Source organism: Agrobacterium sp. SUL3 (assembly GCF_001263295.1).
In the GTDB taxonomy this organism is placed as follows: domain Bacteria; phylum Pseudomonadota; class Alphaproteobacteria; order Rhizobiales; family Rhizobiaceae; genus Agrobacterium; species Agrobacterium tomkonis.
The window spans coordinates 186,541-210,835 of sequence record NZ_KQ414501.1; the positions used below are offsets into that span (position 1 = coordinate 186,541).

Consider the following 24,295-nt stretch of genomic DNA (forward strand, 5'->3'; position numbering starts at 1 on the left):
CACGGGCTGAAAACGGCGGCACCGGGATGAGATTATCCACGAAAGCCTTGATATGCGGGCCGGGTTGTCCTGCAGCCGTCAACCGCCCCGGGCGGAAGCAGCTGCTGCGAGTAATCCATTCCCGAAGCCGGGCGACGGCAGGAATCCGTCATCTATGGTCGCTTTCAGGAATCGCTGGCAGGGATATGGAAGAGGCGCTGCAAGTTTCGCAATATTTTTCGGTAGATCGGAAAGGGAGCTACCTTGCAATCGAGCACATCCTTCACAGAATCTGCACTGTTGGTATTGCTCACCATTCTTTCCTTGGCGTTGTCTTGCTGGTTGGCGCGCTACCCACGGAAGACCAGTGTCGGAATAACGCTTGGCGTGGTGCTCGGAGTTTTCCTGACCAATCTCGCAGCAGGTATCGTTGCCTTTCTGGGAGATGTCCTCCCATTCGGGCAGATCGATTTCTGGCTGGCAAGTTCTTTAGCCGGAGTTCTCCCATAGGCTGACCTGTGATCTGACACGGCCGTCGGGAAGCGAACAAAGAAAAAGGGCGGACAACAAGTTGTCCGCCCTTTCCGTATTCCGTTCGCCAGAGCGTCAGGACGCTATGGCCTTTGGCCGGGGCTGGCCTTCGTCTTCCGTCAGCAGGCCACTGGTGCGCAGCAGAGAGGTGAAGCGTCCGCCGCGCTGGCTCAGCTCATCGAAAGTACCCTTTTCGATGATGCGACCCTGATCGAGGAACAGCACGAGATCGGCGTCGCGAACCGTGGAAAGGCGGTGGGCGATGATGAAGGTCGTGCGGTTCTTTCTCAGCGCATCCACGGCGGCCTTCACGCGGGCTTCCGTTTCCACGTCCAGCGCGCTGGTCGCCTCGTCGAGAACCAGAATGGGCGCGTTCTTCAGAATAGCGCGGGCGATGGCGATGCGCTGGCGTTCACCGCCGGACAGGCGGTTACCGCGTTCGCCGACCTGCGTCAGGTAGCCGGTAATACGGCTGTCGATGAAATCCGTTGCTGCAGCTGCTGCCGCCGCTTCCACCACTTCCGCATCGGTTGCCGATTCGCGACCGAGGCGAATGTTTTCGCGGATAGAACGGTTGAGCAGACCGGCATCCTGGAACACGGTCGCGATGGAGTTGCGGAGCGAGTTCTTCGTTACCGTCGAAATATCGGTTCCATCAATCAGGATCTGGCCGGAATCCGGATCATAGACGCGCTGCAACAGGTTGATGAGCGTGGTCTTGCCGGCGCCGGTTGGCCCGACGATGGCGATGGTTTCTCCGGCCTTGGCCGTAAACGAGACGTCGTGAACGCCCTGCTTGGTGTTGGCAAAACCGAAATTGATGTTGCGGAACTCCACGGTGCCGGAGACATTCGACAATTCGCGGGCGTCGCCCGGTTCTTCCCGTTCCTTGACGGAATCTTCCAGCACGAAGAAATCTTCAAGCTTGGCGCGGGCTTCGAAAATCTGCGTTACGAACTGGCGCATCTGGTCCAGCCTGCCGATCAGGAGATTGGCAAAACCGATGAAGGCGATAACGTCGCCGACGCGCAGTTCGCCGTTCTTCACCAGCACTGTACCGATGACGAGAATGATCATCATCGAAACGGTGGAGGCCGTGCGATTGAGCGCGCTGGCGAAAGCCCACCAGTCGAGCACCGGGTATTGGGCGCTCAGCAGTTTTTCGGTGAAGGATTTCAGCGCTTTCGTTTCAGCTTCGATGCGGTTGTAGCTGTGCAGCACCGACACGTTGCTGATGGAATCGCTGACATGGGCAAAAACGCTGTGATAATGCTCTTCGACAGAAGCCTGGCCATCCTTGGTGCGGCCCATCACCCATTTGCCGATGAACCAGTAGACGATGCCGAGGCCAATCAGCACGAAGCTGAGGCGCAGGTCCATTGCCATGGCGGTCGGGATGAGCAGCACCAGCGCCACGAAGGTGGCCAGATGGGTGCGCATGAATTCCAGCCAGAGGCCAAAGAGCGTCTCGCTGGCGCGCAGCAGGGTATGCAGGGCGTTGGACGTGCCGCGCAGATGATGCCAGGAGAGTGGCATCGAAATGATGCGACCGAAGGCTTCCGTCAGCAATGTCGCACGCCGGCCATGCGCCAGCCGGTCGGCCTCGCGGGCGACCGCGACGTAAGCGACGGTGTTGAAGACGCCGAAGCCCGCCCACAAAATGAGGATAGGCGTAACATTGGTGCCGGAGGAAATGGCGTCGATGATCCGGCCGAACAGCACCGGTTCGGCGATGGTGATCGCTGCAAGAATGACGTTGGCGATGACGACCACCGTCACCCGCCATTTATGAACGGTCAGATAGCGCAGAGCGCGTGTGTAAACCTGAAACAAGGTCAAATTTTCAATCCAGTCCGAGCGTCTTTTTCGAGCGGTTAATTGTTCGGCCTCAACGCCATGCTACTTTAGCAAGGTTGCATGAGACGGCGAAATTTGTGTAATTATCGCTCTTTCTGTCTGAATGGCGGCTTAACAAATTGACCGCGCGTGCGAACCGAAAAAAACCGAACCCGATGTTTCTGGGACGCTGTCACAAGATTTCGCATCTTCGTTTCAGGGATTGCTAACGACGATATGTTCAATCTGAACCGACCGGCGCCCGAGTAACATGACGTCATCGCGGGACCATGTCCTTCGTGCCATCCCTTTTAAGTCAAGCTCCGGACCCTGTGTCTTTATGCACGATATTCTTCATTTCATCTCTGCGTGTTACCAGGCGGGAAACGCCGATCGCGTTCGCACCGAATTTGCCACGCTCATTCGCGAATATGGTTTCGAATATTTCCTCATCAGCAGGCGGATGACGGGTGAGATCGCCTCCACCGGTCAGGTTCTCGCACAACATCTGCCTGACGGCTGGCTCGAGGTCTATAGGGCCAAAAAATACAATCTCGTCGATCCCGTCCGCAAGGTGATCGGCATGGTGCACAAGCCATTTCAATGGAAAGAAGCGCTGGAAGGATTGCCGCGTGCGATGCACCGAAAAAGGGCGAGCGTCTTTTTTCACGATGCCGGCCGTTATGGTCTGCAGGGTGGTTACGCCTTTCCGGTGCACGGCCGCGCGGGGTTTATCGGCGCGGTCTTCATTGGCGGCCAGGACCGGCAATTGCCGTCACTGCAGGTCGAACTGTTTGATGCGGCGACACGTGCAGTGTTCTGGCGCCTGCTTGATCTTTCCGGTCAGGCCCATGGCCTCAGTAATGCTCCTAACGTTTCCGCTCTGGAGTTGACGAGGCGTGAAATGGAAGTGCTGACGCTGATGGCGGACGGCATGACCTCCACCGAAATTGGACGCCAGCTATCGATCTCCAACCATACGGTCGACTGGTATATCAATGGAATCCAGCGCCGTTTCAGCGCCAAGAACCGGCAGCATACCGTAGCACTTGCTTTTCGTCATGGCCTGTTGAGCTAACGTCGACAGGACGGTTCTCTCCCGAATTGCCCTTTCCAAGACCGGGTTTTGCTGCTTAATTCCGCAGTGCAGCAGAAATTTTGTTTTGGCGTGTGGGGAGACCGTCTTGAAAATATCGAAAATACTTGTTGCCAACCGATCCGAAATAGCGATCCGCGTTTTCCGGGCAGCCAACGAGCTTGGGATAAAAACCGTTGCGATTTGGGCGGAAGAAGACAAGCTGTCTTTGCACCGCTTCAAGGCGGACGAATCCTATCAGGTCGGCAGGGGTCCGCATCTCGCCAAGGATATGGGGCCGATCGAGAGTTATCTTTCGATCGAGGAGGTCATCCGCGTGGCCAGGCTTTCTGGAGCGGATGCTATCCATCCCGGTTATGGCCTTTTATCCGAAAGTCCTGAATTCGTGGAGGCCTGCAACAAGGCCGGCATAACCTTCATTGGACCGACCGCGGATACGATGCGCCAGCTTGGCAACAAGGTGGCTGCCCGCAATCTGGCGATTTCGGTTGATGTGCCCGTCGTTCCCGCCACCGATCCGCTGCCGGACGATATATCGGAAGTGGAGCGCATGGCCGAGGAGATCGGCTATCCCGTCATGCTGAAGGCCTCCTGGGGCGGCGGCGGACGCGGTATGCGCGCCATCCGCAAAAAGGAGGATCTCGCCCGCGAGGTCACCGAGGCCAAGCGCGAGGCGAAGGCCGCTTTCGGCAAGGACGAGGTCTATCTCGAAAAGCTGGTAGAGCGCGCCCGCCATGTCGAGAGCCAGGTTCTCGGCGATACGCATGGGAACGTCGTGCATCTGTTCGAGCGCGATTGTTCGATCCAGCGTCGCAATCAAAAGGTAGTCGAGCGTGCGCCGGCACCTTATCTCAGCGAAGCGCAGCGTCAGGAACTGGCGGCCTACTCCCTGAAGATCGCAGCGGCGACCAATTATATCGGTGCCGGTACGGTCGAATATCTGATGGATGCCGATACCGGCAAATTCTACTTCATCGAGGTCAATCCGCGCATTCAGGTGGAGCATACCGTCACCGAAGTCGTGACCGGCATCGATATCGTCAAGGCGCAGATTCACATTTTGGAAGGGGCTGCGATCGGCACGGCGGAATCCGGCGTTCCGAAACAGGAGGATATCCGCCTCAACGGCCATGCGCTGCAGTGCCGCATCACCACGGAAGACCCGGAACACAACTTCATTCCGGATTACGGCCGTATCACCGCCTACCGCTCCGCTTCGGGCTTCGGTATTCGTCTGGATGGCGGCACTTCCTATACGGGCGCTGTCATCACCCGTTATTATGATCCACTGCTGGTGAAGGTCACCGCGTGGGCGCCGCAGCCGGACGAGGCGATCAGCCGCATGGACCGTGCGCTGCGCGAATTCCGTATCCGCGGCGTGGCGACCAACCTCACCTTCCTCGAAGCCATCATCGGTCACGACAGCTTCCGCAACAACACCTATACGACCCGCTTCATCGATTCGACGCCGGAACTGTTTGCGCAGGTCAAGCGGCAGGACCGCGCCACCAAGCTTCTGACCTATCTCGCCGACGTGACCGTCAACGGCCACCCGGAAACCAAGGGTCGCGCCAGGCCGTCCGAAAAGGCGGCAAAGCCCATCGTGCCCTATATCGATGCGCCGACACCCGACGGTACCAAGCAGCTGCTGGACAAGCTTGGCCCGAAGGGCTTTGCGGACTGGATGCGCAATGAAAAGCGCGTGCTGGTCACCGATACGACCATGCGCGACGGGCACCAGTCGCTTCTGGCTACCCGTGTTCGCACCCATGACATTGCCCACGTTGCCAGCGTTTATGCCAAGGCGCTGCCGCAGCTTCTGTCGCTGGAATGCTGGGGTGGTGCGACGTTTGACGTTTCCATGCGCTTCCTGACCGAAGACCCGTGGGAGCGTCTGGCGCTTATCCGCGAAGGTGCGCCGAACCTGCTGCTGCAGATGCTTCTGCGCGGCGCAAACGGCGTCGGATACAAGAATTATCCTGATAATGTCGTCAAATATTTCGTCCGTCAGGCCGCAAGGGGCGGGGTCGATCTTTTCCGCGTCTTCGACTGCCTGAACTGGGTGGAGAATATGCGGGTATCGATGGATGCGATTGCCGAGGAGAACAAGCTCTGCGAGGCGACCATCTGCTATACCGGCGATCTGTTGAATTCGGCGCGTCCGAAATACGATCTCAAATATTATACCAACCTTGCCGCCGAGCTTGAAAAGGCTGGCGCGCATATCATCGCCGTCAAGGATATGGCGGGCCTGCTGAAACCGGCTGCCGCCAGGGTGCTGTTCAAGGCGCTGCGTGAGGCGACCGGTCTGCCAATCCACTTCCACACCCATGATACATCAGGTATTTCCGCCGCGACCGTTCTTGCGGCTGTGGATGCCGGTGTCGACGCCGTCGATGCCGCAATGGATGCATTCTCCGGCAATACGTCGCAGCCATGCCTCGGCTCGATTGTGGAGGCGCTGGCGGGGTCGGAGCGTGATACGGGTCTCGATACCGAATGGATCCGCCGGATTTCCTTCTATTGGGAGGCCGTGCGCAACCAGTATGCGGCTTTCGAAAGCGATCTGAAGGGACCGGCCTCGGAAGTCTATCTGCATGAGATGCCGGGTGGTCAGTTCACCAACCTCAAGGAGCAGGCTCGTTCGCTGGGTCTTGAGAGCCGCTGGCACGAGGTGGCGCAGGCCTATGCCGACGCCAACCGGATGTTCGGTGATATCGTCAAGGTGACGCCGTCCTCCAAGGTTGTTGGTGACATGGCGCTGATGATGGTCAGCCAGGATCTGACGGTTGCCGATGTCGAAAACCCTGATCGTGAAGTGTCTTTCCCGGACTCGGTGGTGTCGATGCTGAAGGGCGATCTTGGACAGTCGCCGGGCGGCTGGCCGGCAGCCCTGCAGAAAAAGGCGCTGAAAGGCGAAGCCCCCTATACGGTTCGCCCCGGTTCGTTGCTGGAAGATGCCGATCTCGATGCGGAGCGCAAGGTCATTGAAACCAAGCTGGAGCGTAAGGTCGACGATTTCGAATTCGCGTCTTATCTGATGTATCCGAAGGTGTTCACCGACTTTGCGCTGACAGCCGAGACATACGGCCCGGTTTCCGTGCTGCCCACCCATGCCTATTTCTACGGCATGGAGGATGGTGAAGAGCTGTTTGCCGATATTGAGCGCGGCAAGACGCTTGTCATCGTCAATCAGGCCTCGTCCGGCATTGACGACAAGGGCATGGTGACGGTGTTCTTCGAGATCAACGGTCAGCCGCGCCGCATAAAGGTGCCGGACCGCGCCCATGGCGCTTCCGGTTCCGCCGTGCGCCGCAAGGCCGAACCCGGCAATGCGTCGCATATCGGCGCGCCGATGCCGGGCGTGATCAGCCGCGTCTTCATCAATCAGGGCCAGGAGGTCAAGGCCGGCGACGTGCTCCTGTCCATTGAGGCCATGAAGATGGAAACCGCACTTCACGCCGAACGGGACGGCAAGGTCGCTGAAGTTCTGGTGCGTCCTGGCGACCAGATTGACGCGAAGGATCTGTTGATCTCCTACGCCGAATAAAGGCGTATTACATCGGCAATAAGATTGCAGACGCCCGCCTTTCGGCGGGCGTTTTTTATTGCGCTTCTGCAAAAACTCGAATATGCATGTTCGTGCACGTTTATTCCTGTTTATGCATGAGTCCCCATGAGCGATCATTTTGTCAGTGAGCGGCAGGCGCTCATCCTAGCGCAGTTGCGGCAAAGCGGCCGCGTGCTTGCGCAGGATCTTGCCCAGAACTTCGGTGTTTCCGAAGATACGGTGCGCCGCGACCTGCGCGAGATGGCGGCGCGGGGCGAATGCCTGCGGGTTTATGGCGGAGCGCTGCTCTCTGATAGTACGACGGTGCCGCTGAAGACGCGGATTGCCGAAGATGCCGATCGCAAGGCCCTGCTGGCGCGTGCTGTCATCCCGCTTCTCGATCCGGGCATGGTCGTTTTCATCGATGCCGGCTCCACTAACCTCGCTGTCGCAAGAGCCATTCCTGCCGGTCTCAAGTTGACGGTGGTGACGAATACGCCCGCGATAGCCGCCGAACTGACGGGGCGGGCCGATATCGATCTTGTGCTGATCGGCGGCAAGGTCGATCCGGCTGTCGGCGCTGCAATCGACGCCATGGCGCTCAGGCAGCTTGAACTGATGCGGCCCGATCTCTGTATTCTCGGTGTCTGCGGCGTTGCGGCGGAGACGGGCCTTTCGGCCGATGTTTTCGAGGATGCGGTGTTCAAGCGGCTTGCCTGCAGCGCCAGCCAGCGGATTGTCGCCGCAATCACCACGGAAAAGCTTGGCCACAGGGCAGCTTTTCACGTGCATGATTTTTCCCCGCCTCTTTCCCTTGTGCTGGAACGGGATGCCGACCCCGCACTGGTGGAGGCGCTGTCGGGAAAAGGCGTGCAGGTTCATTGCGGCGACGATGACGTCGCTCAGTTTTCTCATGGTCAAGTCTGAAGGAATATTGCCGATGAATGGCCCCACGACATTTTCGCCGACAGGCATTCGCTCATCTTATCTGACGCGGCACAGGCTGGGTGTCTCCCTGCTGTTTTTGATGAACGGTTTCATGATGGGGTCCTGGGCGCCCAAGATTCCGGAATTTGCGGCGCGCCTGTCGCTCAGTGAAAGCGCGCTTGGCCTGATCATTCTGGTTTTCGGTATCGGTTCGCTGGTTTTCATGCCGATTGCCGGTTCGCAGATCGCCCGTTTCGGTTCGCGTACGGTGAGCCTCGTCACTGCGGCGATCTTCTTGCCGACACTGCTTTTCATCTCCTGGGCCGGCACGATCTGGGCGGGTGTGATCGCAGTCTTCCTGTTTGGCGGTCTCACGGGGGCGATGGATGTCGCCATGAACGCCAATGCCGTGGCAGTGGAGCGGAACATGCGCCGGGCGATCATGTCGTCCTGCCACGCCTTCTGGAGCCTTGGCGGCCTGATCGGGGCCGGTCTTGGCGGTTATCTCATCACGGCAATCGGTGTACAGGGCCATGCCATTGCGTTGACCGTCATCGCGCTTGTTTTGCTGGTTATTGCCTGGCCGCGGGTTCTCGCGGATCGTCCGCATGCCGAGGCCGAACGTCCGAAAGGCGGCTTGCCGCTGACGCCGCTGCCGTGGATCATCGGCCTGATGGCGCTGTTTTCTATGGTGCCGGAGGGTGCCATCCTCGATTGGGGTGCGCTTTATCTGCGCAATGAACTGGGTGCTTCCGTCTCGCAGTCCGGTTTTGCCTTTGCGGCTTTCTCCATGACCATGGCGGCCATGCGTTTTGCCGGCGATCTGGTGCGTGACCGGTTCGGTGCGGTCAACACCCTGCGGTTCTGCTCGGTCATGTCGATCACCGGTCTCTTGATTGCCGGTCTTGCGGGAAGCTCCACTTTCGTGATTATCGGCTTCGCCATTGCCGGCATCGGCATTTCCAACATGGTGCCCATCGCCTTTTCGGCGGCGGGCAACATGCCGGGGCTGGCGCCGGGAATCGGGCTTTCCGTCGTCACCACCATGGGGTACTCCGGCATTCTGGTGGCGCCGTCCGCCATCGGTTTCATTGCCGAACATACGGGCCTCGCCAGTGTCTTCCTCGCGCTGCCGTTGTTGCATGTGGTGGTTTTGCTGCTTTCGCGGCTCGCCCGACATGCGGATGGAGCTGGGAAAGAATAGGCGTCTCGAATTTTGCCATGATTGCGGTAAAGTAGAAGCTCTTATGCGTTGGGTGTTGACAAGCAGGCCCCCTTGTTTCACCTCAATTGCCAGACCTTGCCGCAAGCTCCAGAGACCGCCATGACGTCACACGCCGATTACGATCCAAAGCCCCGCCGCGCATCCGTCGCCGTCGACGTGGGCGGCGTCATCGTTGGTGGCGGTGCGCCCGTCGTCGTGCAGTCGATGACCAATACCGATACCGCGGATATCGACGCCACCGTCAGCCAAGTGGCGGCACTTTTCCAGGCCGGTTCGGAAATGGTGCGTATTACCGTTGACCGCGACGAGAGCGCTGCCGCCGTGCCGAAAATCCGCGAGCGGCTGCTGCGTCTCGGCATGGATGTGCCGCTGATCGGCGATTTCCATTATATCGGTCACAAGCTTCTGGCCGATCATCCGGCCTGCGCCGAGGCGCTGGCGAAATACCGCATCAATCCCGGCAATGTCGGTTTCAAGGACAAGAAGGACAAGCAGTTCGGCGAAATCGTCGAAATGGCGATCCGTTATGACAAGCCCGTCCGCATCGGCGTCAACTGGGGGTCGCTCGATCAGGAATTGCTGACCACGCTGATGGACCGTAACAAGGAAGAGGGTTTTCCGCTCTCCGCCCGTCAGGTCACGCGTGAGGCCATCGTCCAGTCGGCGCTGATTTCCGCCGAGCTTGCCGAAGAGATCGGCCTGCCGCGCAACCGCATCATCCTGTCGGCCAAGGTCAGCCAGGTGCAGGACCTGATCGCCGTTTATTCCATGTTGTCGGAGCGGTCCAACCACGCCCTGCATCTGGGCTTGACCGAAGCCGGCATGGGTTCCAAGGGCATCGTCGCCTCGTCTGCCGCCATGGGTTACGTCTTGCAGCACGGTATCGGCGATACGATCCGCGTGTCTCTGACGCCGGAGCCGAATGGCGACCGCACCCGCGAGGTGCAGGTGGCGCAGGAATTGCTGCAGGTCATGGGCTTCCGGCAGTTCATTCCGGTCGTTGCGGCATGTCCCGGCTGCGGGCGCACCACGTCCACCGTCTTTCAGGAACTGGCGCAGAATATCCAGAACGATATTCGCAAGAACATGCCGGTCTGGCGTGAAAAATATCCCGGCGTCGAGGCATTGAACGTCGCCGTCATGGGCTGCATCGTCAATGGCCCGGGTGAAAGCAAACATGCCGATATCGGCATTTCCCTGCCCGGAACCGGCGAAAGCCCGGCAGCGCCGGTCTTCATCGACGGGGAAAAGGCGCTCACCCTGCGTGGTCCCAACATTGCCGGTGATTTCGAAGCGCTTGTGGCCGATTACATCGAAAAGCGTTTCGGCCGGAAAGACGCGGCGGAGTAATGAGTATCCTCAAAGGCCCGAAATTCCACTGTCATACCTCCTGAACCTCTCGGAGCATCAAAACACATGATCAAAAAAATCGCGATCGTCGCCCTTTGCGGGACCTATCTTTCCGCCTGCACCACCACCGATCCCTATACGGGCGAGCAGAAGATGTCGAACACCGCTGGTGGTGCCGGCATCGGCGCCGTGGTTGGCGCGCTCGGTGGTCTGGCTGTCGGCGGTTCGCCGACCGGTCGCCGTAATGCCGCGCTCATCGGTGCGGGCATCGGTGCACTCGCCGGCGGCGCCATCGGCAATTATATGGATGGTCAGGAAGCTGAGCTTCGCGCCCAGCTTCAGGGTACGGGCGTTTCGGTTTCCCGCCGCGGCGACAGCATCGTCCTCAACATGCCGTCGAACATAACCTTTGCGACGGATCAGGACCAAGTCATCCCGCCCTTCTATCAAACGCTTGATTCCGTCGGAATCGTGCTGAACAAGTTCAACCGCACGCTGATCGACATCAACGGTCACACCGATTCTACCGGCCGCGCCGATTACAATCAGGGCCTCTCGGAGCGTCGTGCCGCTTCGGTTGCCAATTATCTCGGTGCGCGCGGCGTCGATCAGCGCCGTATTTCGACGCTTGGTTTCGGTGCTTCGCAGCCGATCGCATCGAATGCAACCCCTGACGGTCGCGCTCAGAACCGTCGCGTTGAAGTGCTGATTTCGCCTCTCAAGGGCTGATTGGGCATAGGGGGCTGAGCGGGGAAACCGGCTCAGCTTTTCCGTTCGGCAATGAACCTTGCGGCCGCGATGAGAATTGCGGCCTTTTCGCCATAGGGGGCCAGGAGGTCACTGGCTTCCGTTACCTGTTCCTGCAGCTTGGCGCGCGCCCAGTCTTCGCCGCGCAAGGCGACCAATGTTCCCTTGCCGCGTGCGGCATCCTTGCCGGTTGCCTTGCCCATGGTGGCGGCATCGGCAGTGAGATCGAGAAGATCATCGGCGAGCTGGAAGGCGAGGCCGATTTTTTCGCCGAAGAGGCGTAGCCTTTGCCGTTCGGAGACGTCGCTTCCGGAAATGATCGCGCCAGCCTCACAGGCGAAACGCAGCAAAGCGCCGGTTTTCATAGCCTGCAATGTAATGATGCCAGCTTCATCGGGCGCCTTTTTTTCCGCAGCAAGATCAAACGCCTGTCCGCCGGCCATGCCGCCGATGCCGGCTGCGCGGGCAAGCGAAAGCACGAGCGCGGCCTTGCGCTCGGCCGCGAGCGGGTTTTCATCCGAGGCGATAATATCGAAGGCGAGCGTCAACAGGCTGTCGCCGGCGAGAATGGCGGTCGCCTCATCGAATTTGCGGTGCACCGTCGGCTGGCCGCGGCGCAGGTCATCATCATCCATGGCCGGCAGGTCGTCATGCACAAGCGAATAACAATGCAGGCATTCCAGCGCCGCGCCGACATAATGGGCAGCTTCGGCGTCTCCGCCCAGAAGGGCTGCGCTTTCGATGACGAGGAAGGGCCGCAGGCGTTTGCCGCCGTTCAGCACGCCATGGCGCATGGCGTCGAGCAGGTTTTGCGGACGCGTGATCTCGTCTGCGCGCGCTTCACCGGAAAGCAGGCGGCCAAGCAAGGCTTCGGTTTTTGCCGCGTTTTCGCGCAGCCTCGTTTCGAAATTCGTCATCTGAGCGTCCATGCCGCGCTCTTTGACATGCCGCGCGGGGCCAGGCAACCTTTTCGTGATTCCCGGGCGTAACTGTTTGACCAGACTCGCCTTGAAGGCGGCAATGGACTATGAAAGGCTTCGATTGGCGCGGGGCTGAGACGGATATTGAGCAGTACGCCTGAAAGCGACGCAGATTACGCCGTGCTGGCAGAAGACCGGAGCAGTCCGAAGGTGGATTTTCGCACGTTGGCAAAGCGCATTATCATGACCTTGCTGGCTTTGCTGATCCTGCCCTATCTGCTGATCCCGGTCTATGCACTGCCGTTCTTCCGGCCGGTCTCGACGCTGATGCTTGCCGATCTGGTAACCTTGCAGGGCTATGACCGGCGCTGGGTGCCGCTTGAGGATATTTCTCCGCGCCTTGTGCAATCCGTGATGATGTCGGAAGACGGGCAATTCTGTTTCCACGGCGGTGTGGACTGGAACCAGATGCAATCCGTGGTCAGCAATGCGCTCGATGGGGCCTCCACTCGCGGTGCCAGCACCATTCCAATGCAGACAGCCAAGAACCTGTTTTTATGGAACGGCCGTTCTTTCCTGCGTAAAGGACTGGAACTGCCGCTGGCGATTGCGGCGGATTTCGTCTGGTCCAAAAAACGGATGATGGAGATTTATCTCAACGTTGCCGAATGGGGGCCGGGCATTTATGGCATCGAGGCCGCCGCGCAGCATCATTTCAAGGTGCCGGCGGCAAAGCTCAGTTCCCGTCAGGCAGCGCTGCTTGCCGTTTCCCTGCCCAATCCCATTGACCGGGTCGCCAGCAAACCGGGTCGTGGTCTGCAACGGCTGGCTGGCCTTATCGAGCGGCGCGCCCGGGCCTCGGGCGCCTATGTTGGCTGCGTGCTGGACTGATCCAGCCCATCCGCTCAGCCTTTCTTGAAAATATAATCTGTTTCCTGACGCAGGGTTTCGCCCGGCCGCAGGATCGCGTGCGGAAAATCAGGGTGATTAACGGCATCAGGCCAAATCTGCGTTTCCAGGCAGAAACCGGCAAAGGGACCATAGTGGCGGCCATCGAGGCCGGGAACCGCAACGTTCAGCTTGAAGGCCGAATAGAACTGCACACCGGGTTCGGTGGTGTGAACCTCAAGGGCGATATCCGAGGCCGGGGAATAGGCGCGGGCAACCTTGCGTTTTGCGCGGCGCTCGGGCGAGAGGCAGAAATTGTGATCGTAGAGAACCTGCTCGCCATCCTCCTTGCGCCGCATCGGCGTCGGCTGGCGCAGGTCAAAGACGGTGCCTTCAACGGAGCGGATTTCGCCGGTCGGTATCTGTTTGTCGTTGGTCGGCAGGTAAAAATCAGCGGCGATGCTGATCTCATGCCCAAGAGCGGTATCCGCACCGTCGAGGTTGAAATAGGAGTGCTGGCAAACATTGGCGATGGTCGGCTTGTCGGTCACCGTTTCATAGACCACCGAAAGCACGCCGCCGTCGAGGATCGTATAGGTGGCGGTGACCGTGCAGTTGCCGGGATAACCGGCGCGGCCGTCGGGATCGATGATCTGCAGAACGGCATGGCTTTCGCCATGCTCCATCAGCATCCAGTTGCGTTTGCCCATGCCGTCGCTGCCGCCATGCAGATGGGTTACGCCCTTTTCGTTCAGCTCCAGCTGGTATTCATGCCCGTCGATGGAGAATTTGCCGTCACCGATGCGGTTGGCATTGCGGCCAGGGGTGGCGCCGAAATAGGAGGAATATTTGTAGTCCTCGAATTTATCGAAGCCCAGAACGAGCGGCGGCTGGTGACCATCGAGGCGCAGATCCTGAATGACTGCGCCCCAGGTAATGACCTTGGCCGTCAATCCGCCCTTCGAGATGGTGACGCGTTCGACCTTTTCGCCGGTTGCCGTGAAACCGAAATTTTCCCGTGCTGCCCCGTCGCTCATTGCATCATTCTCCCGATTGCCATGAATTGCCGGGCGGACGTTGCGTCATTTCCCGGCAATTCGCAATCCGCAATTTACGCGGCGAGTTTGCCGATGGATTCGAGATCGTAAGGCGTCGTCTGGTATATCTCGTTGATCCAGTTGCCGAAAAACAGATGGGCATGGCTGCGCCAGCGGTTCAGCGGAGCTAGTTCCGGGTCGTTGTGCGGAAAATAATCATGCGGCAGCTTGATGGGCACACCGGCATTCGCGTCGCGGAAATATTCATCCGAAAGCGAGGTTGAATCATATTCGACATGGTTGAACATGTAGAGCCGGTTGCCGGCCTTCTCATGCACCAGACACACGCCCATTTCCTCTGACTCCATCAGGATTTCAAGTTCGGGGTGTTTTTCGATGTCGGCGCGGCGCACTTCCGTCCAGCGTGAGACTGGAACCTGGAAATCGTCCGAAAAGCCGCTCAGATAGATCGATGACGGGCAGAGATTGCGGTGACGATAAACACCGAACGCCTTTTCCTTCAACTCGTATTTCGGCACCCCGTGGAAATGGTAGATGGCCGCCATCGCGCCCCAGCAGACATTCAGCGTCGAATGGACGTTGGTTTGCGTCCATTCAAAAATTTTCTGCATCTCGTTCCAGTAGGTCACATCTTCATAGTCCAGCATCTCGATGGGCGCGCCGGTGATGATGAAACCGTCGAACTTGCGGTGGCGCACTTCTTCCCACGTCTCATAGAAGGACAGAAGATGTTCTTCAGGCGTGTTCTTGGCGCGGTGGCCGCCGATACGGATCAGCGAAAACTCCACCTGCAACGGCGAGGCGCCGACGAGGCGGGCCATCTGCACTTCCGTCTTGATTTTGTTCGGCATGAGGTTGAGAAGCCCGATCTGGAGCGGGCGGATATCCTGCCGGATGGCCGCCGTTTCGGTCATGACCCGCACGCCCTCATGAACGAGGGTCTCAAAGGCGGGAAGCGTATCGGGAATCTTGATCGGCATGTCGAACTCTCTTTTCGGATGACGTAAAGAACGTTGCGAAAACAAAAAAACCGGCAGCGAAATCGCAGCCGGTCCCAGGAAATTGCCTTTTTCCTCGACCCTTTAGCGACTTCTTTAAAGTGGCTGCAAGCCGGTCGGCAAATCACCACTGAAGCGTTTCATAATCCCGAAGCCGGCGAAAATCAATATAGGCTGATTTCATCGGGTTTCGGCTTTCCCTTTTTGGCTGAGGTGAGATAAGGCAGGGCATGGATAAAGAGCGTTTCACCATTCTGCTTGGCGGCGATGTCACGGTGACCGACCGCCTGAAGCTGGCGGTTGCGGATAGCCGCGTGATCGCGGCCGATGGCGGCATGCGCCATGCCGGACCACTCGGTCTTGCGCCGGAGCTTTGGGTGGGGGATTTCGATTCCGCCAGCGAAGAGCTGCTGGGCGCCTGGCCAGATGTGGAGCGGCAGCCTTACCCCGCCGCAAAGGCCGTGACGGATGGCGAGATCGCGGTCTCGGAAGCACTCTGCCGTGGCGCGTCTTCGCTGCTGCTGGTGGGGGCGCTTGGAGGCGAGAGAAGCGACCATGCGCTACAACATCTTCTTTATGCGGTGGCGCTTGCCGAACGGGGTCTCGACGTGACACTGACGTCAGGCGACGAGGAGGCGCAGCCACTGCTTCCCGGTTCGCTTGATGTCGATCTGCCGGCCGGTTCGCTGTTTTCCGTAGCCGGATTAACCGCCCTTGCGGGCCTTGATATCGGCAATGTGCGTTATCCGCTTGACGATTTCGCGCTTGCTTTCGGCTCTTCCCGCACTATTTCCAATGTCGCGAATGGCGGCCCTGTGCATTTCTCGCTGAAAAGCGGCAAAGCCATCGTCCTCGCCCGCCCTTATGATCTGACCGGAGCCTGACGCCTTGGCACCCCCATTTTTGAAACTCGACGATATCAAGCTGACTTTCGGCGTGACCCCGCTGCTCGACGGCGCCAATTTTCAGGTGGAGCCGGGCGACCGCATCTGCCTTGTCGGGCGTAATGGTTCCGGCAAATCGACCCTGATGAAGATTGCTGCCGGGCTGGTCGAGGCACAGTCGGGCGAGGTTTTCCGCCACCCTTCCGCTACCATCCGTTATCTGGAGCAGGCACCGGATTTTGCCGGTTACGATACCGTTCAGGCCTATGCCGAAGCGGGGCTTGGGCCGGGTGACGACCCTTATCGGGTGACGTACCTGCTCGAACATCTCGGCCTGACGGGACAGGAAAATCCGGCAAGCCTTTCCGGCGGTGAAGCGCGGCGTGTGGCGCTTGCCCGCGTCATGGCGCCTGAGCCTGATATTCTGATGCTGGACGAGCCGACCAACCATCTGGACCTGCCCACCATTGAATGGCTTGAAAGCGAGTTGCAGCAGACGCGCAGCGCGCTGGTGCTGATTTCGCACGACCGGCGTTTTCTCGAAAAAGTCTCGACCTCGACCGTGTGGCTCGATCGCGGCCAGTCCCGCCGTCTCAATCGCGGTTTTGCCCATTTTGAGGAATGGCGTGACAAGGTGCTGGAAGAGGAAGAGTTGGAGCAGCACAAGCTCGGCAAGGCCATTGAGCGCGAAGAACACTGGATGCGCTATGGCGTGACCGCGAGACGCAAGCGCAACATGCGCCGTGTCGGCGAACTTCAGGCCATGCGCGCCGAATATCGCGGCCACAAGGGGCCGCAGGGCTCCGTGCAGGCGACGGCCTCTGACGTGCGGGAATCCGGCAAGCTGGTCATCGAGGCCGAGGCCATCACCAAGGCTTACGATGAGCGCGTGATCGTCGCGCCGTTTTCGCTCAGGGTGCATCGTGGCGATTGTATCGGTTTCGTCGGGCCGAACGGTGCCGGCAAAACCACACTTTTGAAAATGCTGACCGGCCAGCTTGAGCCCGATAGCGGCACGGTGAAGCTCGGCACCAATCTGGAAATCGCGACGCTCGACCAGAAGCGTGAGGATCTCAATCCCAACGATACGCTCGCGCATTACCTGACTGACGGCCGCGGCGACAATCTGCTGGTCAATGGCGAAGTGAAGCACGTTACGGGTTACATGAAGGATTTCCTGTTCCAGCCGGAACAGGCCCGCACGCCGATCCGCAACCTCTCTGGCGGTGAGCGTGCCCGGCTTATTCTGGCGCGCATTCTGGCGCGGCCGACCAACCTCCTGATCCTCGACGAGCCGACCAACGATCTCGATATCGAAACGCTTGATCTGTTGCAGGAAATCGTTGCGGGCTTTTCCGGAACGGTTATCCTCGTCAGCCACGACCGTGATTTTCTTGACCGTACCGTCACCTCCACCATCGCGCCCGCCACTCCGGATCAGCCGGACGGACGCTGGATCGAATATGCCGGCGGTTATTCTGATATGATGGCGCAGCGCAAGGGCGCGGCAGATGAAAAACGCAAGGCGGAGAAACAGGAAAAGGCGAAGGCCGCACCTTCGACTTCCGCTTCGCAGGATCCTGCAAAGGCCAAGGGTAAGCTTTCGTTCAAGCAGAAATTCGCACTCGAAAATCTGCCGAAGGAGATGGAAAAAGCCCAGGGTGAAATCGCAAAACGCGAGCAGCGCATGGCCGATCCCGCGCTTTTCACCAAGGATCCAGCCACATTCAATACGCTGGCGCAGGAAATGACCAAGCTGCGTGAAAAGCTCGAGACCATGGAAGAAGAATGGCTGGAGCTGGAGATGCTGCGCGAGGAACTGGAAGGCTGAAGGGGACCGTCTTTTACTGATTGAACGGCATCCGCCTTTGACAGGGAGGCGGAATTGCCGTTTCCTGTGCGGGTTCGGAGGAGTTCAGAAAATGCGCATGATCTTCGTCAATCTGCCCGTCAAGAATATCGAGACATCGAGAGACTTCTTCACGGCGCTGGGTTTCAGCTTCAATCCGGAATATTCCGACGATCGCACGCTCTGCATGATCGTGGAGGAGAACATCTTCGTGATGCTGCTTCAGGAAGAGCGTTTTCGCGATTTCATCAATGGCGATATCGCCGATGCGAAGAGTAGCACCGAAGTGCTGACCTGTCTTTCCGCCGGAAGCCGCGAGGAAATCGACCGGATGATCGCAACTGCGCTTGCCTCCGGTGGCAGCGGCTGGAAACCCGTTCAGGATCACGGCTTCATGTATGCCGGCAGTTTTCAGGATCCGGATGGTCACGTCTGGGAACTGGTGCATATGACGGCGCAGGGCTGACGGCACCGTCTTGCCAATCGCAGACGGCGGGACTACACCATCATCTTGATCTAACGGGGTGTCTTTTGTGCTTGCGTGCAAAAGGCTGAGAGGCTTGCCAACCCGAAGAACCTGATCCGGTTCATACCGGCGGAGGGATTAGACGGCTTTAAGGCAGGCGGCTATTTCCCTTTTTGTTTTGAGGAGATACCCGTGCGCCGTCGTCTTTTCCTGAATTCCCTCGTCGCCGCCTCCATGTTTCTGCCCGGCCTTGCCGTCGCGCAGGACAAGCAGGAGCTGACTGTCTACACCTATGAGAGCTTCGTCTCCGAATGGGGACCCGGTCCGAAGGTCAAGGAAGCCTTCGAGAAGGTTTGTGGTTGCACGGTCAATTTCGTCGGCGTGGCGGATGGTGTGGCGCTGCTCAACCGCCTGAAACTTGAAGGGGCTGGGTCCAAGGCGGATGTTGTCATCGGTCTCGACACCAACCTCGTCGCGGAAGCGAAACAGACCGGCCTTTTCGATGTCAGCGGCATCGATACGTCGGCGGCCAAGGTGCCGGGCGGCTATGAGGACGATGTCTTCGTCCCCTATGATTATGGGCATTTCGCGGTCGTCTATGACACGCAGACGGTAAAAAACCCGCCGACGAGCTTGAAGGAACTGGTGGAAGGCGATTCCTCGCAGAAGATCGCCATTCAGGACCCGCGCACCTCCACGCCGGGGCTTGGGCTACTTCTCTGGGTGAAATCGGTATATGGGGACAAGGCCCCGGAAGCATGGGCGAAGCTCAGGAAACGCATCCTGACTGTCACACCGGGCTGGTCGGAATCCTACGGTCTCTTCACCAAGGGTGAGGTGCCGATGGTGCTTTCCTACACCACATCGCCCGCCTATCACATGGTCGCCGAGAAGACGGACCGTTATCAGGCCGCGGCTTTTTCCGAAGGACATTACATCCAGATCGAAGTGTCCGGCCTTCTCAAAAACGCGCCGCACAAGGAATTGGCAAAGCAGTTTCTTGCTTTCACGCTCACCTCCGGCTTTCAGGATGCGATCCCCGAAAACAACTGGATGATGCCGGTTGCGGCGACATCGAAGCCTTTGCCGGAGGCGTTTTCCAAACTCGTCGTGCCGCAGAAGACCTTCCTGATGGACCCGGAAGAGGTGGCGAAGAACCGCAAAGCCTGGGTCGAAGAATGGCTTGCCGCCATGAGCATGAATTGAGGAAAAGGCACACCTACCCATGATGCTGCGTCGCGATTACCGGCGATCCGTTGTTTTCGGGACGGCGGCCTTTACCGCCGTTTTCCTGTTCATGGCGCTCGCCGTTGCGGCCCTCCTGTCTTTTGATGCCGGCGCATCCGCTGCCAGCATCATGGATGCCTATACGCTGCGTATCCTTCGCTTCACGCTTTATCAGGCAACACTTTCCACCTTCTTGTCCATTGTTCTCGGCCTGCCGGTGGCTTTGGCGCTTGCGCGGCGACGCGACTTTCCGGGGCGTATATGGATCATCCGGCTGATGGCGGTGCCGATGGGTTTGCCGGTGATCGTCGGCGCCTTCGGCATCATCGCCATATGGGGCAGGCAGGGCGTTTTGAATACGGCTCTCGTTTTTGCCGGCGCGGAGCAACCCTTCAGCATTTACGGCCTTTCCGGGATTCTTATCGCCCACGTGTTCTTCAATCTGCCGCTGTGCGTGCGGCTGATGCTGGCCGGGCTGGAACGCATTCCGGGCGAATATTGGCGCATGGCGGCAAGCCTCGGCATGGGGCCGGTTTCGACGTTCCGCTTCATCGAATGGCCGGCGATTTCGCGGCTTGTTCCCGGCATTGCCGGACTTGTCTTCATGCTGTGCGCCACCAGCTTCACGCTGGTGCTGCTGCTCGGCGGCGGCCCGGCGGCCACGACGCTGGAGGTGGCGATCTATCAGGCGCTGCGGTTCGATTTCGATCCGCAGCGGGCGATCGCGCTTTCGGTTTTGCAGATTGCCCTCACTGCGGTCTTGCTCGGCCTTCTTGCCTTTCTGCCATCGCCGGAAGCGGAAATCGCCTCGCTTGGGCGGCCCCTTCGCCGCTTCGATGGCAAAGGGGTTGGTGCACGTCTTTGGGATGGGGCGGCAATCAATCTTGCGGTTCTGCTGATCGGCCTGCCGCTCGTCGCGATAACCGTCTCGGGGTTGAAGGCCGACCTGCCGCGTCTGCTCATCACGCCGATCTTCCTGCGCGCGGCCTTCACCAGCCTTGCCATTGCTGCGCTCTCCGCAACTCTCGTCGTGCTCTGCTGTTTTGCGATTATCGGTGCACGTCAGGCCGTTGGTTCACGGCGGCAGGCGGTTCAGCCGTTGCGCTTTCTATCCGCCACGCTCGGTGCGGGGTCTTCGCTTGTGCTGCTGGTGCCGCCTGTTGTGCTCGGAAGCGGATGGTTTCTATTGTTACGGCCCCTCGGTGATGTCAGCATTTATGCGCCGGCTCTCGTGGCGATCATCAATATGCTGATGGCGCTGCCGCTTGCCATGCGGGTGTTGGAGCCGGCCTTTAACAGCCATTTTCTGCGCACCGGCCGGCTCTCCGCCAGCCTCGGGTTGCAGGGGATGGCGCGGCTGAGATTTGCGGATCTGCCGGTTTTGTGGCGGCCGCTGGCGATGGCGTTTTCCTTCGCCATGGCCCTGTCCCTCGGCGATCTCGGGGCGGTTGCCCTGTTCGGTTCGGAAAGTTTCGTCACCTTGCCATGGCTCGTTTATAGCAATATGGGCAGCTACCGCACCAATGACGCCGCCGGATACGCGTTTATCCTCGGTGTCGTCTGCCTGATGCTTGCCGCAGGCGGGGTTTCGCGGCAATCGCAATCGGCAGAGGCGCGGGCGGGAAGGGCGAGCATATGACTGGCGATGATTTCGCGGTTCAGCTGGACAACGTCAGGCTGCGGCTTGGAACGCAGGATTTCGATCTGGATTGCGGCTTTCCTCAGGGCCAGGTGACCGCCGTTGTCGGCGCATCCGGTTCGGGCAAGTCGACACTCCTTAATCTGGTCGCCGGTTTTGAGGCGCCGGATGCCGGTCGCGTGGTGATAGGCCGGCGGGACATGACGGCGCTCGACCCTTCCGAAAGGCCGGTGTCGTCGATCTTTCAGGACAATAATCTTTTCGCCCATCTCGATATTTTCACCAATGTCGCGCTCGGCGTCAGTCCGGGGCTGAAATTGCAGGCGGAAGATCGGAAAAGCATCGGGGTGGCGCTGGCGCGCGTTGGTCTTGCTGGTTTTGACAAGCGCCTGCCGGGCACGCTCTCCGGCGGGGAAAGACAAAGGGCGGCTCTGGCGCGTGCGCTGGTGAGGAAAAAACCGGTCATGCTGCTGGATGAGCCCTTTGCCGCGCTCGATCCGGGACTACGCGCAGGCATGACCTCCCTGCTCCTCGACTTGCATGCCGAAACAAAAAATACGGTGATTATTGTCTCACACCATCCGGACGACATAAAGAAGCTGGCGCAGCGGGTGGTTTTTCTTGATCGCGGCCGCGTTGTCTACACAGGCCCGACCGCAGATTTCTTCGCCACACAAAATGTGAAGGCGGTGGACAGTTTTCTGAACGGCTGATCGCCTTATTTTCGACGCGTGCCGCTGGCAATCGCTTTAGATGACTTCAATGGCGCTAATTTGCACTTGCCAGTTTCAAGTTGTTGCCCGAGAAAAGACGGGAATTATTGCGTTCTTCAGGAATATTCCGGACTTGATGGATCGTTTTTACCGTATCGGCATTCATGGCTCGTTGGGGCGAATCTGTTATTCTGGTCTGCAATTAACGGATGATCAGGAACGTTAGGGGCAGGCATAGAGAATGAGAAATAGCATGACTGCACAGTGGAGGCTCTTCTCCCGTTCAGGCCTTCGCCGTTCGGGCAGGATGGCTGCCGCCTGTTCCGTGCTGACGGCGTCCGCCGTGTTCCTGTCGTCGTGCCAGTCTCTCTTCAGCCCGGCTTACCAGTCCACCCTGCGCCCGTCGGATAATCCGCAAACCGTGGAAGAGGTGCAGAAGAATGATCCCCGCGCCCAGATGGGTGCGCGCGAACATCCGCGCATCGTGGCGAGCTATGGCGGTGAATATCGTGACGCCAAGACGGAACGGCTTGTCGCCCGTATTGCCGGCGCTCTGACGGCCGTTTCGGAAAATCCGCAACAGTCTTACCGAATCACTATCCTCAACTCGCCGGCCATCAATGCCTTTGCGCTGCCGGGCGGATATCTTTACGTGACACGCGGGCTTCTGGCGCTTGCCAACGATGCTTCGGAAGTCGCCGCCGTGCTTTCGCACGAGATGGGCCATGTCACCGCCAATCACGGCATCGAACGCCAACGCCGGGAAGAGGCGGAGGTGATTGCAAGCCGCGTGGTTGCCGAAGTGCTGTCGAGCGATCTCGCCGGCAAGCAGGCGCTGGCGCGCGGCAAGCTGCGGCTCGCGGCCTTTTCGCGCCAGCAGGAATTGCAGGCGGATGTCATCGGTGTGCGGATGCTGGGCGAGGCCGGTTACGACCCCTTTGCCTCGCCGCGCTTTTTGGATTCCATGGCGGCCTATGCGCGCTTCTCTTCGGCCGATCCTGAAAACGACCAGAGCCTCGACTTCCTTTCCAGCCACCCCAACACGCCGCAGCGCATCGAGCTTGCGCGTCGCCATGCCCGTGCCTTCGGCCAGGACGGTCAGGTCGGGGATCGTGGACGCGACTGGTTCCTGGATGGCATAGACGGCCTGCTTTACGGCGACAGCCCACAGGAAGGTTACGTCCGCGGGCAGACGTTCCTGCACGGAACGCTTGGCATCCGTTTTGACGTGCCGGAAGGTTTTGTCATCGATAATAAGGTGGAGGCCGTTCTGGCGACCGGACCGGGCGATATGGCCATCCGTTTTGATGGTGTTGCCGATCCGAAACAGACCACCCTTGCCAATTACCTGACCAGCGGCTGGGTTGCCGGTCTGCTGCCGGAAACCGTCAAGGAAACGCAGATCAACGGTCTGGAGGCCGCGACAGCCCGGGCAAGCGCGGATAAATGGGATTTCGACGTAACCGTCATTCGTGTCGGCCAGCAGATATTCCGGTTCCTGACGGCGGTGCCGAAGGGCAATGCGCAGCTTGATTCCATCGCCAACGTGCTGCGCACGAGTTTCCGCAAGATGACCCCGCAGGAAATCGCATCGCTGAAGCCGCTGCGCGTGCGCGTGGTGACGGTGAAGCCCGGCGAAACCGTGGCAACGATCGCGGCGCGAATGATGGGAACCGAGCGCAAGCTCGATATGTTCCGCATGATCAATGCGATGAGCGCCACCGCCACGCTTCAGCCCGGCCAGCGGGTGAAGATCATTTCGGAATAAGGTCTCACCTGGCCGCTACCTCACACAGGTAGGCGTGAACGAGTGAGGTCATTTCCCGCCTGATCCTGGGTGACTGCAATTCCCCGCGCCTGGCGGCGTTGTGAATGATGCCGTCAATGGCGTCGGACACGATCAGAGCGGCAGTCCGGCTGTCCATCGTTGAACCGGCTGGCAGGTGGGCCGTTATCGCTGCCGAATAAAGACCAAGATATTCCTTTTCAAACGCGCTGTTGGGGTCATTCATTTCCGCGTGGATGGGTGCGTCATCCAGCAGGACTTTATGAAGTCCGGGATGGAGGCTGTGGACAGCAATCATGCCCGCCACGAGATCTTCAACGAATTTGAGGAGCGATTGCCGTTGCTCAGTGATACTCTTCATGACCGCAAGGCAATCTTCAAGGTGGCGATAGCGCACCGCTTCGACAATCGAAATCTTGTCCGGGAAATATTGATAGAGCGAGCCGATGCTGACGCCGGCGATTTCCGCCACCCTGTTGGTGGTGAAACCCGCCCAGCCATGATCGCTTAAAATGCGAGCAGCCGCGTGGACGACGGCATTGACGGTGGCTTTCGAGCGCTCCTGGCGCGGCTCCTTGCGCATCGCGGTCTTCTGTTTTGCAATGCGAGTAGACAAGGCATCCTCC

At 59.2% G+C, this 24,295-nt stretch carries 19 protein-coding genes and 2 riboswitches; of the genes, 14 read left to right on the forward strand and 5 right to left on the reverse strand.

Annotation, left to right across the window (positions count from 1 at the left end):
- Positions 1-585: 585 nt before the first annotated feature.
- On the reverse strand, positions 586-2,349 hold the full coding sequence (locus AKG12_RS10220; protein WP_080841830.1) for a glucan ABC transporter ATP-binding protein/ permease: 1,764 nt from the start codon (positions 2,347-2,349) through the stop codon (positions 586-588).
- A gap of 337 nt (positions 2,350-2,686) precedes the next feature.
- Here AKG12_RS10220 and AKG12_RS10225 point away from each other — a divergent pair, with 337 nt between their 5' ends.
- The 6 genes from AKG12_RS10225 to AKG12_RS10250 all read left to right on the forward strand — a co-directional run bounded on the left by AKG12_RS10225 (position 2,687) and on the right by AKG12_RS10250 (position 11,223).
- Positions 2,687-3,424, forward strand: coding sequence for a LuxR family transcriptional regulator (locus AKG12_RS10225; RefSeq protein ID WP_052818710.1), 738 nt, complete (start codon positions 2,687-2,689; stop codon positions 3,422-3,424).
- A 106-nt stretch (positions 3,425-3,530) separates the two neighbouring features.
- A complete protein-coding gene (pyc, locus tag AKG12_RS10230) occupies positions 3,531-6,992 on the forward strand; it encodes a pyruvate carboxylase (RefSeq protein ID WP_052818711.1) in 3,462 nt (1,153 codons plus the stop codon).
- A gap of 126 nt (positions 6,993-7,118) precedes the next feature.
- Entirely contained in the window at positions 7,119-7,919 is an 801-nt protein-coding gene (locus tag AKG12_RS10235; RefSeq protein WP_046799612.1) for a DeoR/GlpR family DNA-binding transcription regulator, read from the forward strand.
- A 13-nt stretch (positions 7,920-7,932) separates the two neighbouring features.
- Entirely contained in the window at positions 7,933-9,123 is a 1,191-nt protein-coding gene (locus AKG12_RS10240) for an MFS transporter (RefSeq protein ID WP_052818712.1), read from the forward strand.
- A gap of 120 nt (positions 9,124-9,243) precedes the next feature.
- The gene (ispG, locus tag AKG12_RS10245; RefSeq protein ID WP_046799610.1) at positions 9,244-10,494 is read left to right on the forward strand and encodes a flavodoxin-dependent (E)-4-hydroxy-3-methylbut-2-enyl-diphosphate synthase; all 1,251 of its coding nucleotides are present in this window, start codon (positions 9,244-9,246) and stop codon (positions 10,492-10,494) included.
- Positions 10,495-10,560: 66 nt separating this feature from the next.
- On the forward strand, positions 10,561-11,223 hold the full coding sequence (locus AKG12_RS10250) for a YiaD family glycine zipper/OmpA-like lipoprotein (RefSeq protein ID WP_046799609.1): 663 nt from the start codon (positions 10,561-10,563) through the stop codon (positions 11,221-11,223).
- A 32-nt stretch (positions 11,224-11,255) separates the two neighbouring features.
- Here the strand turns inward: AKG12_RS10250 and AKG12_RS10255 are convergent, their stop codons facing one another.
- Positions 11,256-12,170 carry a polyprenyl synthetase family protein gene (locus AKG12_RS10255; RefSeq protein ID WP_052818713.1) on the reverse strand — a complete coding sequence of 305 codons (915 nt, stop codon included), beginning with the start codon at positions 12,168-12,170 and terminating at the stop codon, positions 11,256-11,258.
- A gap of 135 nt (positions 12,171-12,305) precedes the next feature.
- Here AKG12_RS10255 and mtgA point away from each other — a divergent pair, with 135 nt between their 5' ends.
- Positions 12,306-13,052 carry a monofunctional biosynthetic peptidoglycan transglycosylase gene (gene mtgA / locus AKG12_RS10260; protein WP_080841833.1) on the forward strand — a complete coding sequence of 249 codons (747 nt, stop codon included), beginning with the start codon at positions 12,306-12,308 and terminating at the stop codon, positions 13,050-13,052.
- 14 nt (positions 13,053-13,066) lie between these two features.
- Here mtgA and AKG12_RS10265 read toward each other — a convergent pair whose 3' ends face one another.
- On the reverse strand, positions 13,067-14,086 hold the full coding sequence (locus AKG12_RS10265) for an aldose epimerase family protein (RefSeq protein ID WP_052818714.1): 1,020 nt from the start codon (positions 14,084-14,086) through the stop codon (positions 13,067-13,069).
- Between the two features lie 74 nt (positions 14,087-14,160).
- Positions 14,161-15,087: a homoserine O-acetyltransferase MetA gene (gene metA, locus AKG12_RS10270; RefSeq protein WP_046799606.1), complete on the reverse strand. Its 927-nt coding sequence runs from the start codon at positions 15,085-15,087 to the stop codon at positions 14,161-14,163.
- 82 nt (positions 15,088-15,169) lie between these two features.
- A riboswitch (SAM riboswitch) is annotated at positions 15,170-15,246 on the reverse strand.
- An 89-nt stretch (positions 15,247-15,335) separates the two neighbouring features.
- Between metA and AKG12_RS10275 the strand changes: the two genes are divergently transcribed.
- The 7 genes from AKG12_RS10275 to AKG12_RS10310 all read left to right on the forward strand — a co-directional run bounded on the left by AKG12_RS10275 (position 15,336) and on the right by AKG12_RS10310 (position 23,651).
- Positions 15,336-15,989 (forward strand): thiamine diphosphokinase, encoded by a 654-nt coding sequence (locus AKG12_RS10275; protein WP_052818715.1) that lies wholly within the window; start codon positions 15,336-15,338, stop codon positions 15,987-15,989.
- A 4-nt stretch (positions 15,990-15,993) separates the two neighbouring features.
- Positions 15,994-17,820 carry an ABC-F family ATP-binding cassette domain-containing protein gene (locus AKG12_RS10280; protein ID WP_052818716.1) on the forward strand — a complete coding sequence of 609 codons (1,827 nt, stop codon included), beginning with the start codon at positions 15,994-15,996 and terminating at the stop codon, positions 17,818-17,820.
- A gap of 91 nt (positions 17,821-17,911) precedes the next feature.
- Entirely contained in the window at positions 17,912-18,304 is a 393-nt protein-coding gene (locus tag AKG12_RS10285; protein ID WP_046799603.1) for a VOC family protein, read from the forward strand.
- A 44-nt stretch (positions 18,305-18,348) separates the two neighbouring features.
- Positions 18,349-18,459, forward strand: a riboswitch (TPP riboswitch).
- 37 nt (positions 18,460-18,496) lie between these two features.
- Positions 18,497-19,510 (forward strand): thiamine ABC transporter substrate binding subunit, encoded by a 1,014-nt coding sequence (gene thiB, locus AKG12_RS10290; protein ID WP_082178789.1) that lies wholly within the window; start codon positions 18,497-18,499, stop codon positions 19,508-19,510.
- Between the two features lie 19 nt (positions 19,511-19,529).
- Positions 19,530-21,170 carry a thiamine/thiamine pyrophosphate ABC transporter permease ThiP gene (gene thiP, locus AKG12_RS10295; protein WP_052818717.1) on the forward strand — a complete coding sequence of 547 codons (1,641 nt, stop codon included), beginning with the start codon at positions 19,530-19,532 and terminating at the stop codon, positions 21,168-21,170.
- A complete protein-coding gene (locus tag AKG12_RS10300) occupies positions 21,167-21,883 on the forward strand; it encodes a thiamine ABC transporter ATP-binding protein (RefSeq protein ID WP_046799600.1) in 717 nt (238 codons plus the stop codon). Before thiP ends, AKG12_RS10300 begins: the two co-directional genes overlap by 4 nt.
- A 253-nt stretch (positions 21,884-22,136) precedes the next feature.
- Complete coding sequence (locus AKG12_RS10310; protein ID WP_175414525.1) at positions 22,137-23,651, forward strand: M48 family metalloprotease; 1,515 nt, start codon at positions 22,137-22,139, stop codon at positions 23,649-23,651.
- 4 nt (positions 23,652-23,655) lie between these two features.
- Here AKG12_RS10310 and AKG12_RS10315 read toward each other — a convergent pair whose 3' ends face one another.
- Positions 23,656-24,252 carry a TetR/AcrR family transcriptional regulator gene (locus AKG12_RS10315; protein ID WP_052818836.1) on the reverse strand — a complete coding sequence of 199 codons (597 nt, stop codon included), beginning with the start codon at positions 24,250-24,252 and terminating at the stop codon, positions 23,656-23,658.
- Between the last annotated feature and the right edge of the window lie 43 nt (positions 24,253-24,295).